8 protein-coding genes are annotated in these 17,126 nt (G+C 72.9%); all 8 read left to right on the plus strand.

Annotated features, from left to right (window positions below):
- The 8 genes from DMA15_RS23915 (at window position 1) to DMA15_RS23950 (ending at window position 17,124) form a co-directional block, all read left to right on the plus strand.
- A complete protein-coding gene (locus DMA15_RS23915) occupies window positions 1-1,434 on the plus strand; it encodes a cytochrome P450 (protein WP_164551811.1) in 1,434 nt (477 codons plus the stop codon).
- 52 nt (window positions 1,435-1,486) lie between these two features.
- On the plus strand, window positions 1,487-2,071 hold the full coding sequence (locus DMA15_RS23920) for a DUF2867 domain-containing protein (protein ID WP_125514818.1): 585 nt from the start codon (window positions 1,487-1,489) through the stop codon (window positions 2,069-2,071).
- Window positions 2,072-2,193: 122 nt separating this feature from the next.
- Entirely contained in the window at window positions 2,194-10,407 is an 8,214-nt protein-coding gene (locus DMA15_RS23925; protein ID WP_125514819.1) for a type I polyketide synthase, read from the plus strand.
- Window positions 10,408-10,451: 44 nt separating this feature from the next.
- Window positions 10,452-11,609: an acyl-CoA dehydrogenase family protein gene (locus tag DMA15_RS23930; RefSeq protein WP_125514820.1), complete on the plus strand. Its 1,158-nt coding sequence runs from the start codon at window positions 10,452-10,454 to the stop codon at window positions 11,607-11,609.
- Window positions 11,610-11,732: 123 nt separating this feature from the next.
- Window positions 11,733-12,758 carry a phosphoribosylglycinamide synthetase gene (locus DMA15_RS23935; RefSeq protein ID WP_240659911.1) on the plus strand — a complete coding sequence of 342 codons (1,026 nt, stop codon included), beginning with the start codon at window positions 11,733-11,735 and terminating at the stop codon, window positions 12,756-12,758.
- 231 nt (window positions 12,759-12,989) lie between these two features.
- A complete protein-coding gene (locus DMA15_RS23940) occupies window positions 12,990-15,953 on the plus strand; it encodes a BTAD domain-containing putative transcriptional regulator (RefSeq protein WP_240659912.1) in 2,964 nt (987 codons plus the stop codon).
- Between the two features lie 128 nt (window positions 15,954-16,081).
- Window positions 16,082-16,267, plus strand: a complete 186-nt coding sequence (locus DMA15_RS23945; protein ID WP_125514823.1) for a hypothetical protein — start codon at window positions 16,082-16,084, stop codon at window positions 16,265-16,267.
- Window positions 16,268-16,410: 143 nt separating this feature from the next.
- Complete coding sequence (locus DMA15_RS23950) at window positions 16,411-17,124, plus strand: response regulator transcription factor (RefSeq protein WP_125514824.1); 714 nt, start codon at window positions 16,411-16,413, stop codon at window positions 17,122-17,124.
- Window positions 17,125-17,126: the final 2 nt, after the last annotated feature.

Genomic DNA, 17,126 nt, shown 5'->3' on the forward strand with positions numbered 1-17,126 from the left:
ATGGATCTCTCCAGTACGGCACACGGCGCCGCGGGTACGTCCGAAGGCAAGTGCCCCGTCGACCACTCCGCCGCCGCCCCGCGCGAGGTCATTCCCGCCTCCCGGCTGCCCGTGGTCGGCATGGCCCGGATGCGGCAGGCGCTGAGCATCTGGTCGCGTCCGGAGCCGTTCCTGCGCAAGTGCCGCGCCGAGTACGGCAGTCGGTTCCGCGTGACGATCGTCCCCGGCGCCCAGCTCTTCGTGATCTCCGCGCCGGAGGACATCAAGGAGATGTTCCTCGCGCCCAGGGACGTCCTGCACACCGGTTCCAGCAACACGTCCATCGAGAAGTGGACCGGGCAGAACGGCCTCGCCTGGCTGGACGAGGCGCAGCACACCGCGCGGCGGCGCAGCGTCATGCCGAGCTTCCGGGGCGAGGCGCTCAAGCGCGTCGAACGCGAGGTCATCCGGCTGGCCGACGAGGAGGTCGGTTCCTGGCCCCGCGACCGGTCCGTGTCGGTCCACCCGTTCGCGCACCGCTACACCACCAGGGTCATCCTGGAGGTCCTCTTCGGAGAGCACCGCCCCTCCAGTGAGAACGAGATGTTCCGGGAGGTGATGAAGATGCTGGAATTCAACTCCCGCCCGGCGACGATGCAGCCCTTCCACATGCTGCCGGCCTGGAAGATGAAGCGGATGCGGCTGTTCCGGCCCAACGGCGTCAACGACTTCCTCACCCGCCGCGACCGCGTCCACCGGATGCTGGACGAGGCCATCGAGGAGCGCGCGCGCTCCGGCGCGGCCGGTGACGACCTGCTCGGCGTGATGCTGAACATCGTCGACGCCGACGGCTCCTCGCCGAGCCGCACCGAGATACGCGACGAGATGATGACCCAGTTCCTCGCGGGCACGGAGACCACCGCGTCGGCCATCTGCTGGGCGCTCGAGTTCCTCACCCGCCACCCCCGGGTGGTCGAGCGGCTGCGCGCGGAGATCGCGGAGGGCAAGGAGGACACGTATCTGACGGCGGTGGTCACCGAGGTGCTGCGGCTCGGTCCGCCGATCCCGCTGATCGTCCCCCGCGAGGTGATGAAGACGGTCGAGATCGGCGGCGTGCGCTACGAGCCCGGTGCCCGCCTGTGGGCCAGCGCCTATCTGCTCAACCGGGACGAGAACATCTACCCGGAGCCCGACGAGTTCAAGCCGGAGCGCTTCCTCGGCGTCAAGCCCGCCTCGCACACCTGGATCCCCTACGGGGGCGGCCACACCCGGTGCCTCGGCGACCGGATCGCGCTCATGGAGCTGAAGGCCACGCTCACCGCGCTCCTGACCAACTGCGACATCGAACGCGTCAACGCCGAGCCCGAGCTGGCGCGCCGCCGCACGGTCGTCCACATCCCGAAGGACGGCGCCCGGATGATCTTCCGGCCGCGCAGGGTGAAGGCCTCGGTCTGAGGCCTTCGGTCCGGTCGCTTCGCGCATCACCCGCACGAGAACTGGAGTTGGTATGAGGCTGCCGAACACCGCGTTCACCGAACACCCCTGGCGGATCCACGAGTTCATCGAGGACTTCGAGGTCGAGGACGTCTGGTACCTGGACACCCCGGGAGGCCCCGACGACCTGGCCGTCCTGGTACGGCAGTCCAGCGGCGACGGCACCGCCGCCGAGAAGTCGTTCATGTACAGGCTGCTCTTCGCGATCCGCTGGAAGCTCGGCGTCCTCTTCAAGTGGGACGGGGAGGAGAACGGCGTCGGTCCCGGCAACCCCTCGCTGCGGGACCGGCTCCCCGGCGACCTGCGTGAGGGACCGCGCGGCCCGGATCTGCGGACGGTGCCGATGAAGTCGGTCTATCAGGCCTCCGACGAGTGGGTGACCGAGGTCGTCAACAAGACCGTGCACGCGGTGATGCACATCGGCTGGGTGGCCGACGGGGAGGGCGGGTACCACGGCCAGATGGCCGTTCTCGTCAAGAAGAAGGGCCTGCTGGGGAAGGTGTACATGCCCCTGATCCTGCCCTTCCGGCGCGTCTTCGTGACGCCGAACCTGGTCAAGTCGATCGGCACCGCCTGGCGGGCGCGGCCGGCCGGATAGCCCCGGGGCGGGCCCGGCCCGCGCGCCGATCGGGAATTCACCGAACTCGCGGCCTCGAATGTGTATCCGCGGACGCCTCTCGCAGATCTTCTGACCAAAGGCGAAGAGAGGGCTGGAGCTCCATGGATGTGAACGAGCGCGTGCAAGGGCCCGTCGGGGCGGGCCGGGATGCCGTCGCCGTCGTCGGGATGTCATGCCGGGTCCCGGGCGCCGACGGCATCCGCTCCTTCTGGAAGCTGCTGAGGGACGGTGAGCACGCGCTGGCGGACGCGCCGGCCGACCGGTGGCCCACGGACATCGAGGAACTGGCGCGCCACCCGCGAGGAGGCTTCGTCGACGGCGTCGCCGACTTCGACGCGGGGTTCTTCGGCATCTCCCCGCGGGAGGCCGCCGTGATGGACCCGCGCCAGCGCATGGTCCTCGAACTGGGCTGGACGGCCCTGGAGGACGCCTGCCTGCCGCCGGAGAGCCTGCGCGGCAGCGCCACCGCCGTCTTCCTCGGCGCCACCGGCGACGACTACGCCTCCCTGGTGCACCGGCAAGGCGGCGACGCCCTCTCCCACCACTCCATCGCCGGACTGAGCCGGGGCCTGATCGCCAACCGGCTCTCGCACCAACTGGGCCTGCACGGGCCGAGCCTGACCCTGGACACCGCCCAGTCGTCCTCCCTCGTCGCGGTGCACATGGCCTGCGAGAGCCTGCGCTCGGGAACCGCGGACCTGGCGCTCGCGGGCGGGGTCCACCTGAACCTCGTACCGGAGAGCACGATCGCCTTCGCCCGCTCCGGGGCACTCTCGCCCGACTGCCGCAGCCACACCTTCGACGCCCGCGCCAACGGTTTCGTCCGCGGTGAGGGCGCGGGTGTGGTCGTACTCAAGCGGCTCTCCGACGCGATCGCCGACGGTGACTCCGTGTACTGCGTACTGCTCGGCGGCGCCGTCAACCACGACGGCCCCGGCGCGCTGACCGTCCCCAGCGCCCAGGCCCAGAGCGCCCTGCTGAGCGAGGCCTGCCGCGCCGCCGGGGTGAGCCCCGCGCAGGTGCGGTACGTCGAACTGCACGGCACGGGCACGCGCGCGGGCGACCCGGTCGAGGCGAGCGCCCTGGCCGAGGTCTTCGGCGCGGACCGCGACGCCGGACAGCCGCTCCTGGTCGGCTCGGTGAAGACCAACATCGGCCATCTCGACGCGGCCGCGGGCGTCCTCGGCCTCATCAAGGTCGGCCTGTCGATGCGGCACGGCCTGCTGCCCGCCAGCCTCAACTACGAGACGCCGCATCCGGACATCCCCCTGGAGCAGTGGAAGCTGCGGGTCAACGCCGCCGCCGCGCCGTGGCCCGAGGGCGCCCGGCTGGCCGGCGTCAGCTCCTTCGGCATCGGCGGCACCAACTGCCACCTCGTCGTCGCCGCTCCGGAGCCCATGGAACCCGGGCCGGAACCCCAGCCGGACGCGAACGGCGTCAGCGGCACGCGCGTCCCGGTGACGCTCTCCGCGCGGACCCTTCCGGCGCTGCGGGCCCAGGCCCGCCAACTGCACGACTGGGTGCGCGAGGACACCGGCCTGAGCCCGCTGGACGTCGGCCACTCCACGGCGACCACCCGGTCCTCGCTGAAGGGCCGGGGCGTCGTGCTCGCCGCCGACCGCGACGAACTGCTCGAAGGGCTCGCCGCGCTCGCCGACGGCACGCCGTCCGCCCGGGTCGTCACCGGCACCGCCACCGACGCCGGCGGCGTGGTCTGGGTGTTCTCCGGGCAGGGCGCGCACTGGGTCGGCATGGGCAAGGGCCTGTGGGACACGGACGAGGTGTTCGCGGCCCGCATGGACGAGTGCGAGCGGCTGCTCGAGCAGTACGCGGGCTGGTCGCTGCGGGAGGTGCTCGGTGATGAGACCGCCCTGAAGCGGATGGACGTCGTACAGCCCGCGCTGTTCGCCGTGATGGTCTCGCTCGCCGAGGTGTGGCGCGCGGCGGGCGTGCGGCCCGACGCGGTCATCGGCCACTCCCAGGGCGAGATAGCCGCCGCGACCGCGGCGGGCATCCTCTCCCTTGCCGACGGCGTACGACTCATCGTCGCCCGCGCGCAGATCATCACCGAGAAGCTGTCGGGACGGGGCCTGATGGCCGTCCTGGACCTGCCGGCCGACCAGGTCGACTACGAGGGCGTCTCGGTCGGGGCGGTCAACTCGCCCGGAACCGTGGTCATCTCCGGCGACCCCGACGGCGTCCGCGCGGCCGTTGCCGACTGCCGGGCCAGGGGCATCCGGGCCCGCGTCGTCCCGGTCGACTACGCCTCCCACTGCTACCACGTGGAATCGATCAGGGACGACGTGCTCCGCGGGGTCGCGGGCGCCGAGACCACCGACACCGGCGTGGCGTTCTACTCCACCGTCGAAGCGGGCCGCGTCGACCCGGCGACCCTGGACGCCGAGTACTGGTACCGCAACCTGCGCGAGCCCGTCCGCTTCGCCGAGACCGTCGAGGCGCTGGCCGCCGCGGGGCACGCCGTGTTCGTGGAGGTCAGCCCGCACCCGGTGCTCGCCATGCACGTCGCCGCCACGGCCGGCTCCGCCGTCGTGCAGGCCACGCTGCGCCGCGACGAGGTGGAGACGGACCGGCTGCTCCTCTCCATGTCCGAGCTGTACAGCAGGGGCGTGGACCTCGACTGGGGGGACCGGTTCACCGGCGCCCGCCGCGTGCCGCTGCCCACGTACGCCTTCCAGCGCGAGAGCTACTGGATCGACGGCGCGGCCGCCGGAGCACTCACGGCGCGCCCGGCCCCCGCCGCCGCGCCCGGCACGACCCCCGCCGCCACCATGTCCGCCACCCCGTCCGCCGCCCTGTCCGAGCAGGAGCTGTGGACGCTGGTGCGCGGCGAGGCGGCGGTGCTGCTCGGGCACGCCGACGCCACACGCATCGGCGCGGACAACACCTTCAAGGAGCTGGGCTTCGACTCGGTGACGGTGGTGCAGCTGCGCGACCGGCTCAACGCCGCGACCGGCCTCCAGACGCCCTCCTCCCTCGCCTACGACCACCCGACCCCCGCCGCTCTCGTGCGGCACCTGTCCGGACTGCTCACCGGCCCCGGCGAGAACCGGACCGACGCGGCGGCCGCCCCGGCCGCCGCCACCGCCCGCCTCGACGACGAGCCGATCGCGATCGTCGGCATGAGCTGCCGGCTGCCCGGCGGCGTCACCACGCCCGAGGAGCTGTGGCGCCTTGTCGCCGACGGCGTCGACGCGATCACCGGCTTCCCCGAGGACCGGGGCTGGCACGTCGACGGGGACACGGACTTCATCCCGGCCGGCGGCTTCCTCGACGGCGCCGCCGACTTCGACGCGGGCTTCTTCCGGATCAGCCCGCGCGAGGCCCTCGCCATGGACCCGCAGCAGCGGCTCGCCCTGGAATCCGTGTGGGAGGCGCTGGAGCACGCGGGCCAGGACCCGGCCGCGCTGCGCCGCACCCCCACCGCGGTGTTCATGGGCGCCATGGCCCAGGACTACCTGCCCCGGCTGCAGGACGTGTCGGGCAACCTCGCTGGCCACGCGCTGACCGGCGGCTCCGGCAGCGTCGTGTCCGGCCGGATCGCCTACTCCCTGGGTCTTGAGGGAGCGGCCGTCACCGTCGACACCGCCTGCTCCTCCTCCCTGGTCGCCGTGCACCTGGCCGCCCAGTCGCTGCGGTCGGGGGAGAGTTCCCTGGCCCTCGCGGGCGGGGTGACGGTGATGTCGACCCCCGGCATGTTCGTGGAGTTCGCCCGGCAGGGCGGCCTCGCGGCCGACGGCCGGTGCAAGGCGTTCTCCGACGATGCCGACGGCACCGGCTGGTCCGAGGGCGTCGGCGTGCTCGTACTGGAACGGCTCTCCGACGCCCGCCGCAACGGCCGCCGCGTCCTTGCCGTGCTGCGCGGCAGCGCGATCAACCAGGACGGCGAGAGCAACGGCCTCACCGCCCCCAACGGCCCTTCCCAGGAGCGGGTGATCCGCCAGGCCCTCGCCTCGGCCGGTCTCTCCCCCGACGGGGTCGACGCGGTGGAGGCGCACGGCACCGGCACCAGCCTCGGCGACCCGATCGAGGCGCAGTCACTGCTGTCCGTCTACGGCCGCGACCGCGAGGAGCCACTGTGGCTCGGATCGCTGAAGTCCAACGTCGGGCACACCCAGGCCGCCGCGGGCGTCGCCGGCGTGATCAAGATGATCATGGCGATGCGGGCGGGCGTACTGCCGAGGACCCTCCACGCCGAGCAACCCTCCAGCCGGGTCGACTGGTCCTCGGGCGCCGTGCGGCTGCTTGCCGAGGAGCGCGAGTGGCCGCGGGCCGACCGCCCCTGGCGCGCCGGTGTCTCCTCCTTCGGCATCAGTGGCACCAACGCCCACGTGATCATCGAGCAGGGCGACCCCGTCGGCGCGGAGTCCGCCGGGCGTCCCGCCGGGCCGCCCCGGGGCGAGACCGTGTGGCCGGTGTCCGCGCACAGCGCCAAGGCGCTGGCCGGGCAGGCCCGCAAGATGGCCGCCGCGCTCACCGCCGACCCCGCCGCCGCCCCGGCCGACGTGGCCCTCTCCCTGGTCACCCGGCGCTCGGCCCTCGACCACCGCGCCGTGATCATCGGGGCGGACCGCGAGGAACTCCTCGCCGGTCTCGGCGCCCTCGCCGAAGGGCGCCGCGATTCCGGTGTGGTCACCGGTCACGCGTCCGCGCCGCCCACCGTGGGCGTCCTCTTCTCCGGGCAGGGCAGCCAGCGCCTCGGCATGAGCCGGGGGCTGATCGAGGCCTTCCCCGTCTTCGCCGAGGCCTGGCGCGAGGTCTGCGCGGAGCTCGACCCCCTGCTGGAACACCCCGTCCGCATCGACGAGGTGGTCACGGCCGAACCCGGTTCCGGGACGGCCGGACTGCTCGACGAGACGTCGATGACGCAGCCCGCCCTGTTCGCCTTCGAGGTCGCCGCCTACCGGCTCCTGACCTCCCTCGGGGTCGAACCCGAGGTGCTCGTCGGGCACTCCATCGGCGAACTGGCCGCCGCGCACGTGGCGGGCGTGTTCTCGCTCGCCGACGCCGCCCGCATGGTCGCCGCCCGCGGCCGACTGATGGGCGCGCTGCCGCGCGGCGGCGCCATGGTGGCCGTACAGGCGAGCGAGGAGGAGGTACGGGCCGCCCTGGCCGGATACGAGGAGACGGTCGCCGTCGCCGCCGTGAACGGCCCCGCGTCCGTCGTGATCTCCGGTGCGGAGGAAGCCGCCACCGAGGTCGCGGAGGCCCTGGCGGCCGACGGCCGCAAGACGACCCGGCTGCGCGTCTCGCACGCCTTCCACTCGCCGCTGATGGACCCCATGCTCGACGAGTTCCGGCGCGTCGCCGAGTCGGTCACCTACGCGCCCCCGCGGATCGCGGTCGTGTCGAACGTCTCCGGCGCCGTCGCCGAACCCGGCGAGCTGGAGCAGCCCGGCTACTGGGTGCGCCACGTACGCGAAGCCGTGCGCTTCGCCGACGGGGTCGCCGCCGCCGTGAAGGCGGGGGCCGAGGCACTGGTCGAGGTCGGCCCCGACGGCGTCCTGTGCGGAATGGCCGCCGACGTCCTCGCCGACGCGGCCGCCGTCGCCACACCCCTGGCCCGCAAGGGCCGCCCCGAGGCCCGCTCGGCCGCGGAGGCGCTGGCCCGGCTCCACGTCCTGGGCGTCCCGGTCGACTGGCGGAGCTACCTGGACGCCGTCGGCGCCGCGGGCCTCCCCGTCGACCTGCCCACCTACGCCTTCGACCACCAGCGCTACTGGGCCGACCCGGCAGGCCCGGCCCAGCCGCACGGCGATGTCGCGAGCGCCGGCCTGGAAGCGGTCGGGCACCCCTTCCTGGCCGCCGCGACCGAGCTTGCCGTCGGCGGACAGGTGGCGTTCAGCGGACGGATCGACCTCGCCGCCGAACCCTGGCTCGGCGACCACGCCATCTTCGGGAACGCCGTGTTCCCCGGCGCCGCCCTGGTCGACCTGGTGCTGCGCGCGATCGAGGACACCGACTGCCGCGCCGTCGAGGAACTGACCCTCCACGCACCGCTCACCCTGACCGAGGGCGCCGTGCGGACGCAGGTCGTCATCGGGGAGGCCGAGCCCTCCGGGAGGCGCTCCGTCGGCGTGTACTCGCGTCCGGCCTCGGCCGCCTCCGGCGCCTGGACCGCCCACGCCACCGGCCACGTCGTCCCGAGGCCGCCCGCCCGCGCCCCCATGGCGGACGTATGGCCCCCGCAGGGCGCCGAGCCGGTGGACGTGGCCGCCCTCTACCCGGAGCTCGCCGAGCGCGGTTACGGCTACGGCCCGGCCTTCCGGGGCCTGCGCGCGCTGTGGCGGCTCGGCGACGAGGTCTACGGCGAGGTCGAGCTGCCCGCGAAGGTGCCGCACGCCACGTCCGGATTCGCCGTACACCCGGCCCTCTTGGACGCCGCGCTCCACCCGGTGCTCACGCTGATGCTGACCGACGACCCCGACCAGGTCGTGCTGCCCTACTCCTGGTCCGCCGTCGCCCGCCACGCGCGCCCCGAAGGACGGCTGCGCGTCCGGGCCACCCGGATCAGCGCGACCGAGGTGTCCCTGGCGGTCACCGGCGCCGACGGCACGCCCGTACTGAGCGTGGACTCCCTCGCCCTGATGCCCGCCACGGCCGCCCAGCTCTCCCGGGGCTCCCTGGCCGACGCCCTGTTCGGCGTGGGCTGGACGCCCGCCGAGCAGGACCCGGAGCGTGCCGCGGGCACCGCCGACCTCGCACACGTCAGGATCGACGTCGACGGGGCGACCGACATGCCGGCGGCGGCGCGGGCGAGCGCCCGTGCGGCCCTCGCCCTGGTGCAGCGGCGGCTTGCCGACCACCACGACCGCCCGCTCGCCCTGGTCACCGAGAACGCGGTGGCGGCCCTCCCCGGCGAGACGCCCGACCCGGCGCTCGCCCCGGTGTGGGGCCTGGTGCGCTCGGCGCAGATCGAACACGGCGACCAGTTCGTGCTCGTGGACACCGACGGCAGCGAGGAGTCGCTGCGCGCGCTCGAGCACCTGGACCCGGCCGTGCCCGAACTCGCGCTCCGCCAGGGCCGGGCCTACGTGCCGCGCCTGGTGCCCGCGCCCGCCACGGCCACCGCGCCGCGCGCGTGGGACCCGGACGGAACGGTCCTGCTGACCGGCGCGACCGGCGGTCTCGGCACCCTGCTCGCCCGGCACCTCGTCGTCGAACACGGGGTGCGCAACCTCCTGCTGCTCAGCCGCTCGGGCGCGGCCGGGGTGGCCGCCGAACTGACCGGCCTCGGCGCCCGGGTCACGGAAGCGGCCTGCGACGTCTCCGACGCCGACGCGCTGGCCGGGCAGCTGGCGCGGATCCCCGAGGACGCGCCGCTCACCGCGGTGGTGCACATGGCGGGCGTGCTCGACGACGCCGCCGTGGAGCTGATGGCGCCCGAGCGCATCGACCGGGTCTTCGCACCCAAGGCCGACGCCGCGTGGCACCTGCACGAACTCACCAAGGGCATGGACCTGTCGGCCTTCGTCCTGTACTCGTCCGTGGTGGGCTCGGTCGGCAACGCGGGCCAGGCGAACTACGCCGCGGCCAACGCCTTCCTCAACGCCCTCGCCGAGCACCGGGCCGAGGCGGGGCTGCCCGCGCTCTCGCTGGCCTGGGGCCCGTGGGAGACCGGCATGGCGAGCACGCTCGGCGAGGCCGACCTGGCCCGCTTCCGGCGCCAGGGCATGGTGCCCCTGACGGCGGAGAAGGGCATGGCCCTCTTCGACGCGGCACTCGGCTCGACGGACGCGCTGCGCCTCCCCGTCCAGATCGACAGGGGCACCCTGGCCCATGACGCGCCCGCCCTGGTGCGCACCCTGGCCACGCCCGAGCCCGCGTACGCTCCCGCGCCGCCGGAGGAGTCCCTCCCGGCCGAGGAGGACGGGCAGTCCCCGATGGTGCGCAAGCTCGCCGCACTCTCGCCCGAGCAGCGCAGCGAGGAACTGGTGAACCTGCTGCTCGAGACCGCCTCCGTGGTGCTCGGCTACTCCTCCGCCGACGACATCGACGCGGAGATGTCGTTCCAGGAGATCGGCTTCGACTCCCTCAGCGGCGTCGAGTTCCGCAACCAGGTCAAGAAGGACACGGGGGTCCACGTCCCGGCCACGGTGATCTACAACTACCCGACGCCCGCCGCCCTGGCGGAGCGCCTGCGGGAGCTGCTGTTCCCCGAGCCGGGCGCGCAGGACGAGACCGTGGCCGCCGACGACCTCGCCGGGGCTCGCGACGGCGATCTCGACGAGGACCTCGACGGCGACCTCGACGACCTCGACATCGAAGCCCTCGTGCAGCGGGCGATATCCCAGTGAGTACGTCCGTGCCCCGACACGCCGGACCCGGAAGTGGTGGAGAGATGAAGCCGGAAGACCTGAAGGCCGTTCGCACGTTCGTCAAGGAGTGCCTCGACGGCCGTCACACGGAACTGGACGCCTTCGACGACAAGCCCTCGGACGTCTACGACAAGTTCCGGGAGACGGGGCTCGCCAACTGGTGGCTGCCCCAGGAGCTGGGCGGCCGCGGACTCAGCCTCGAGGACAGCGTCGAGATCGTCAACGAGATCGCCTACGGCGACGCCGGGGTGGCCTTCACGCTCTTCATCTCGGTCCTCGGCACCAGCATGGTCCAGCTGTACGGCTCCGAGGAGCTGAAGGCCCGCTACCTCAAGCCCATGGCCGACCGGGGCTCGTTCTGCGCGACGCTCGGCAGCGAGCAGGCCGCGGGCAGCGAACTGGGCAAGATCGAGACGGTCGTCAGGACGGAGGGGGACGAACTGGTCGTCACGGGCGAGAAGTTCTTCTCGACCAACACCGACTTCGCCGACTTCCTCGTCGTCATCGCCCGCTCGGCCGAGGACCCCGAGGCGTACCACGCCGTGCTGATCCCGCGTGACACCCCGGGTGTCGAGGTCGTGCGGCGCTGGGACGTCATCGGCCTGCGGGCCTCGTACACCTACCAGGTCAGCCTGAAGGAGTGCCGGGTCCCCGCGGCGAATCGCCTCGAAGGCTCGGGCCTGCGTCTCCTCGAGATCGGTCTCAACGCCAGCCGCATCCTGATCGCCACCACCGCGCTCGGCGTGGCCCGCCGCATCCGCGACCACTGCATGACCTACGCCAAGACCAAGCCGCTGCGCGACGGCGTCCTGGTGGAGAGCCCGGTCTTCGCGCAGCGGCTCGGGCAGATGGAGATGCAGATCGACGTCATGAAGAGCCACCTCCTGCGCGCGGCCCGCGACTACGACGCGATCATGTCGGAGCCCGATGCCGCCGCCCGCTTCCACCGGCAGGGCACCCTCAAGTCCGCCCTGACCGCCAAGATGTTCTGCGGCCAGGCGGGCTGGGATGTGGCCAGTACGGGCTCCGAGATGTTCGGCGGGCTCGGCTACACGCACGAACTGCCCGTCGGCAAGCTGATGCGCGACATCCGCTACGTCTCGCTCGTGGAGGGCGGTGACGACGTCCTGCGCGATCTGCTCTTCAGCCGGTACGTCATCCCGGTGCCCCGCCGCACCTGAGCGGTCCCGGTGGGATCGTTCGGTGGGGAAGGGAACGGGAACGGGGCGGGAAGGGCGGCGTACACAGTGGCGACTATGTGTGCATACTCCCCGAGGAGCTCGCGGCCCAGGCTGCTGCTGGTGATGCCAAGCCACCAACTCGTGCGGAAGGGAGCCGAGTTGGGGTTCCGGATCTGGTCCGTGTGGGATCCGTCCCAGCTGGAGGCCGACTTCGCACCGCGTGTCGAGGAGGTCTCCGAGGAGCTGCTGCTCGTCGATTTCACCGACGAGGCCGGTCTGCGCGAGGTCATCGCGCGGACCGTGCGGCGCCATGGCATCGACGCCGTGCTGCACTGCGGCGACGGCGCCTCCGTGCTGCCGGTGGCCCGGGAGGCCTGGCAGCTGGGGCTCTCCCCGAACCCGCCCGCCGTGTACGAGCGGCTGCGGGGCGGGGAGAGCCGGGAAATCGGGGAAACCGGGGAAAGCGGGGAGAGCGGGGAAGGCAACGGACCGGGGGAGGAGTGGACCCCCGCGGAGGCCCCCAGGGTGAGCGTCGAGACGCTGACCGTGCGCGGCGCCCACCACATCGTGGGGATGACCGCCCAGCGCACCACGGGGCCACCGCACTTCCTCGTGACGGGCTACCTCCACCCGGCCCCGCTGACCGACGACGAACAGAAGATCATCGGGGCGGCGGTCGAGGAGCGGCTGACGGCCGGCGGATACCGTTTCGGGCCCGCTCACACCCAGGTCGCCCTGCTGCCCGACGGACCGCGGATCGTGTCCTGCCGTCCGCACCTGGGCGCCGACCGCATCCCCCTGCTCATCGAGATCGCGCGCGGGTTCGACCTGGAGGCCGCGGTCTTCACGGCCCTCTCGGGGGAGCCCCCCGTCGTGCCGAGCGCCTCCGGGTACGCAGAGGTCGGCTTCTTCCTGCTCCCCGAGGGGCGCCTCGAGACGTACACGGGTACGGAGGACATCGCCGTGACCCCCTGGGTCCGCGGCGCCCGCTTCCCGTACGCGGTCGGTGACCGGATCGCACCCCTCGGTGATCCGCGCGCCCGCCGCGCCTATGTGGTGGTCGAGGGGGACACCCCGGAGGTGACCCGCGAACGAGTCGCCAAGGCGCGCGAGGACCTCATCACCGATGTCAGGCCCCCCAGCCGGTGACGCGCACCCGGTAGTTGTGTTTTCCTTCTGGACGAAGCGAAGGCACGGGGGACGGGACACGAGACCGAACATGCCTGGTGCATGTGCCGAGGGAGACGATCTGCTCTCGCGGCAACGTGCGTCCGATCCCCTCGCTGACCGGGGGGAGCCAGAATGCGGGCCACTACATCAAGACATGTGCGGGACGACGCGAGTCCAAGGCCGGAATTCTCCGTTCTGGGATCGCTGGAAGTGCGTTGTGGCAGCGAAGTGGTGCCGGTCAACGGGGCGCTGCAACGGCGCGTCCTCGCGATGCTGCTCCTGGAGGCCGGGCGCGTCGTGCCCGTCTCCCGGTTGGTGGCGGCCGCGTGGAACGAGGAACCGCCGGACAGCGCCGAGCACCAGGTGCGCAAGACGGTCGCCAAACTGCGCGGCCGCATTCCGTACGGACCGGACATCATCGTCACCGACGGGCCCGGGTACCGCGCGGTCGTCGACACCGACCGCCTCGACCTGCTGCGCTACCAGAAACTGCTGCGACAGGCCAGGGAATCCCTCGACGCGGGGGAGGCGGAGCAGGGCGCCACGCGGCTGCGCGAGGCGCTGGCGCTGTGGCGGGGGCCGGTGCTCTCCGGTTCCGCCGGCCGCGTCGTCGACGCCGCCTCGACGGCCCTGGAGGAGCAGCGCCTGACCGCCGCCGAGCAGCTCTACGACCTGTGCATCGAAGCGGGCGAGGCCGCCGAGGTCACCAGTGAGCTGCGCGCCCTCGTCGACGAGCACCCGCTGCGCGAGACGCTGCGCTGCCGGCTGATGCTCGCCCTCTACCACTCCGGGCAGCAGGCCGCCGCGCTCGACGAGTTCGCCCGCGCCCGCGCCCACCTCGCGGACGAACTGGGCATCGACCCCGGCACCGAGCTGACCGGGCTGCACGAGCGCATCCTGCGCCAGGACCCGGCGCTCACCCGCCCGGACCGCGCCGTCGCCCGTGTCCCGCACCAGGTGACCGAGGCCCCGCACGCGCTGCCGTTCGACGTGCCCGACTTCTCCGGCCGCGGCTCCGAGCTGGAGTGGATCTGCGACGCGGCCCGGCGCGCCCCGGAAGGCTCGCCGACGATCCTCGCCCTGGACGGCATGGGCGGCGGCGGCAAGACGGCGCTCGCCATCCGGGCGGCCCACGAACTGGCCGAGCGGTATCCGAACGGCAGCCTCTTCATCGACCTGCACGGCTTCACACCGGGCCAGACACCGCTCAGCGCCTTCCACGCGCAAGGGGACCTGCTCGCCGCCGCGGGCATCCCCAGCGAGGAGATCCCCACGGTGCCCGCGGGGCGCGCCGCGCGGTGGCAGTCGTACATGCGGGGGCGCCGCATGCTGCTGGTCCTGGACAACGCCGCCTCGTCCGAGCAGGTGCGGGCGCTGATCCCCGCCTCCTCCGACAGCCTGGTCCTGATCACGAGCCGCCCGCGGCTGACCGGTCTCGACGGGGGCGAGTGGCTCTCCGTGGGCGCCCTTCCGGAGCTGGACAGCCACCGGCTCCTGCGCAAGACCCTCGGCGCCGAACGCGTCGAGAGGGAGCCGGACGCGGCCGCCGAGCTGCTGCGGCTGTGCGGCGGACTGCCTCTGGCGGTCAGGATCGCGGCCGCCCGGCTGGCGAACCGGCCGCACTGGACCGTGCAGCGGCTCGTCGAACGGCTGCGGGACCACGACCGGCGCCTGGACGAACTGACCAGCGAGGGCCGCGGGGTGGCGGGCGCGCTCCTCCTGTCGTACCAGTCCATGCCCCGCGACCAGCAGACGGCCTTCCGGCTCCTCGGCCACCATCCCGGCCGCTACCTGGACACCTCGGAAGCCGCCGCGCTGTGGGACACCGATGTCCTCACGGCCGAGGACGTACTGGAGGAACTGGTCGACGTACGCCTCCTGGAGGCCAGGGAGCGCGGGGTGTACGCCCTGCACGACCTGGTGCGCAGCTTCGTGCAGCGGGTCGCGCAGGGGCAGCAGGCGCCGGAGGACGGACAGGCGGTGCGGCGGCTCCTCGACCACTACCTGACCACGGCCGAGAGCGCGTGCGACAAGCTCTTCCCCGGGCGGCGGCGCTTCGGGGACGGCGAAGGGGGCGGTGGGGGCGCGGGCCGGGCCCGCGACGAGTTCGACCACCACGACAAGGCGCTCCACTGGCTCGACCAGCACCGTGACAGCCTGCTCGCGGCGGTGGACGCCGCCTACGACGGGGGACTGCTCTGGCACGCCGCGCGGCTCCCCCGCGAGCTGGGCTTCCACTCCAGCATCCGCGGTTACGACGCGAGTGCCAACGCGGCCCTGGAGAAGGGCGTCAGCGCGTCGCGGCAGCTCGGGGACCGGCCGCTGACCCGGCTGAACCTGATGAATCTGGCCATGGGCAAATGGCGCCTCGGGCAGCTGCGCGACGCGGTCGCCCGGCTGGAGGAGGCGGTCGAGCTGTCCCGGCGGATGAAGGACGTGCAGAGCGAGGCGGAGTGCCGGGCCCGTCTCGGCCAGGCGTGCAGCAGCATGGGCGAGCTGGAACGCGCGCTGCGGCTGTGCCAGGAGGCCAACGCCTGCGCACAGCAGCTCGGCTTCACCCGGCTCGACGGCTCGTCGCTGAGCACGCTGAGCCAGATCCAGGTACGGCTCGGACGGTTCGAGGAGGCGGCCCAGTCGGCGGAGCGGGCGGTCGACATCTTCAACTCGATCAAGGAGATCCAGCTCTCCGTCGACGCGCTGAGCAATCTCTCCCAGGCGATCGAGGGCCTCGGCCGCTTCGAGGAGGCGCTCGGCTGGGCCGACGCGGCGCTGGAACGGTGTCAGCGCATGAGCATGCCCTCCGTGCTGCCGCTCGTACTCGCCCGAAGGGCCGATGTGCTGGTGCGCATGGGCGAGCTGGACGAGGCGTCGGAGAGCGCGGGCCACGCGCTGGCCAAGGCCACCAGCAGCACCGACGACATCCACCGCGCCACCGTCCACCTCTCGGTCGGGCGCGTGCGGTACGCGCAGGGCGAGCTGGAGCTGGCCCAGGCCCAGCAGCTGCTGGCGCACGAGATCGCCTGCCGCATGGAGCTGCGCTACGACGAGGCGTGCGCGCTGTGGGGCCTCGCCCGCACCGCCGAGGCCCAGGGACACGAGCAGACGGCCCGCAGGCACCGCTCGGTGGCGGACAACCTCTTCGACCTCATGAACGTGCCGGAGACCGCGCGGTGAGTGCCCCGCGCCGGGCGGTGCCCGGCGCGGGGATCGGGCGGGTGTCCAGAGGGGAACGGGCAGGGAAGGCAAGTCGGGAGCATCAGCGGAGTCGAAAAGGCCGCCGGCCCTTCCAAAGGAGCTTCTTCATGCGCGTCACCGCTATCGCCGCCTCCGTCATCGCCCTCGCCGCGGTTCTCGGGGGAGTCACGGTCTCCGCCGACGGGCAGGAGACGGCCGGGCAGCGCACCGCCGCCGTCGCCCCCGCGACGCACGTCGTCCTCGCGGCGGACGCGGCCGTTCCGGCGCCGCGCGGCAACAACGGCAACGGCTGAGCCGGTGGGCCGCGGCCACCGGCCGCGGCCCACCGGTCGATGAGGCCGAACAGGCGCCTTCCGGGGCGAGTCTCGCGATCTCCGCGCGCCGCGATCCCGTACATGACAGCGAGGCTTCTACCCATCCTTACCGGGGGAACACAATGACCATTCGGGTGCTCATCTGTGACCAGCTGCCCGTGATCGCGGACGGTCTCAAGACCATCCTGGACGCGGTGCCGGACATCGACGTGATCGGTACGACCCACAACGGCATGGAAGCCATCGTTCTCGTGCGCACCACGCGGCCCGATGTCGTGGTCACGGACCTGAACCTCCAGACCATCTCCGGCATCGAGCTGATCCGCAGGCTCGGCAAGGAGGACGAGCCGCCCAACGTCGTCGTGTTCACCGCCTCCGACGCCGACAAGACCGTCAGCGACGTGCTGCACGCCGGTGCGAGCTGCCTGCTCGGCAAGGACGCCAGCCCGCAGGAGCTGATCACCGCGATCCAGGCGGCGGCCGCCGGACAGACCATGCTCGCGCCGAACATCGCCCAGCGCCTCGTCACCTGGTTCCGCGCGCAGCCCGAACCCCAGGAGACCGCGATGTGCCCGGAGGTGACCGAACTGACCCCGAGGGAACGGGAAGTGACCAGGATGGTGGCGCGGGGCATGTCCACCGAGGAAGTCGCCCGCGAACTGATCATCGGCGAGGCCACGGTCCGTACCCACCTCTACCGCGTACGCACCAAGCTCGGCGTCCGCGACCGCGCCGAGCTGGTCTCCCTGGCCTACCGCACCGGCCTCATCCACTCGGCCGGGGAGCCCCTCGGCGACGAGCGGCTCGTGCCGCAGAGGGGCCTGCGCGCCAGCTGACC

The organism is Streptomyces sp. WAC 01529 (assembly GCF_003945545.1).
GTDB lineage: Bacteria > Actinomycetota > Actinomycetes > Streptomycetales > Streptomycetaceae > Streptomyces > Streptomyces anatolicus.

Excerpts from the sequence above, each read along its gene's own strand:
- DMA15_RS23920 (WP_125514818.1), top strand. The coding sequence starts at position 1,487 with ATGAGGCTGCCGAACACCGCGTTCACCGAACACCCCTGGCGGATCCAC.
- DMA15_RS23930 (WP_125514820.1), top strand. The coding sequence starts at position 10,452 with ATGAAGCCGGAAGACCTGAAGGCCGTTCGCACGTTCGTCAAGGAGTGC.
- DMA15_RS23915 (WP_164551811.1), top strand. The coding sequence starts at position 1 with ATGGATCTCTCCAGTACGGCACACGGCGCCGCGGGTACGTCCGAAGGC.
- DMA15_RS23945 (WP_125514823.1), top strand. The coding sequence starts at position 16,082 with ATGCGCGTCACCGCTATCGCCGCCTCCGTCATCGCCCTCGCCGCGGTT.
- DMA15_RS23950 (WP_125514824.1), top strand. The coding sequence starts at position 16,411 with ATGACCATTCGGGTGCTCATCTGTGACCAGCTGCCCGTGATCGCGGAC.
- DMA15_RS23935 (WP_240659911.1), top strand. The coding sequence starts at position 11,733 with ATGCCAAGCCACCAACTCGTGCGGAAGGGAGCCGAGTTGGGGTTCCGG.
- DMA15_RS23925 (WP_125514819.1), top strand. The coding sequence starts at position 2,194 with ATGGATGTGAACGAGCGCGTGCAAGGGCCCGTCGGGGCGGGCCGGGAT.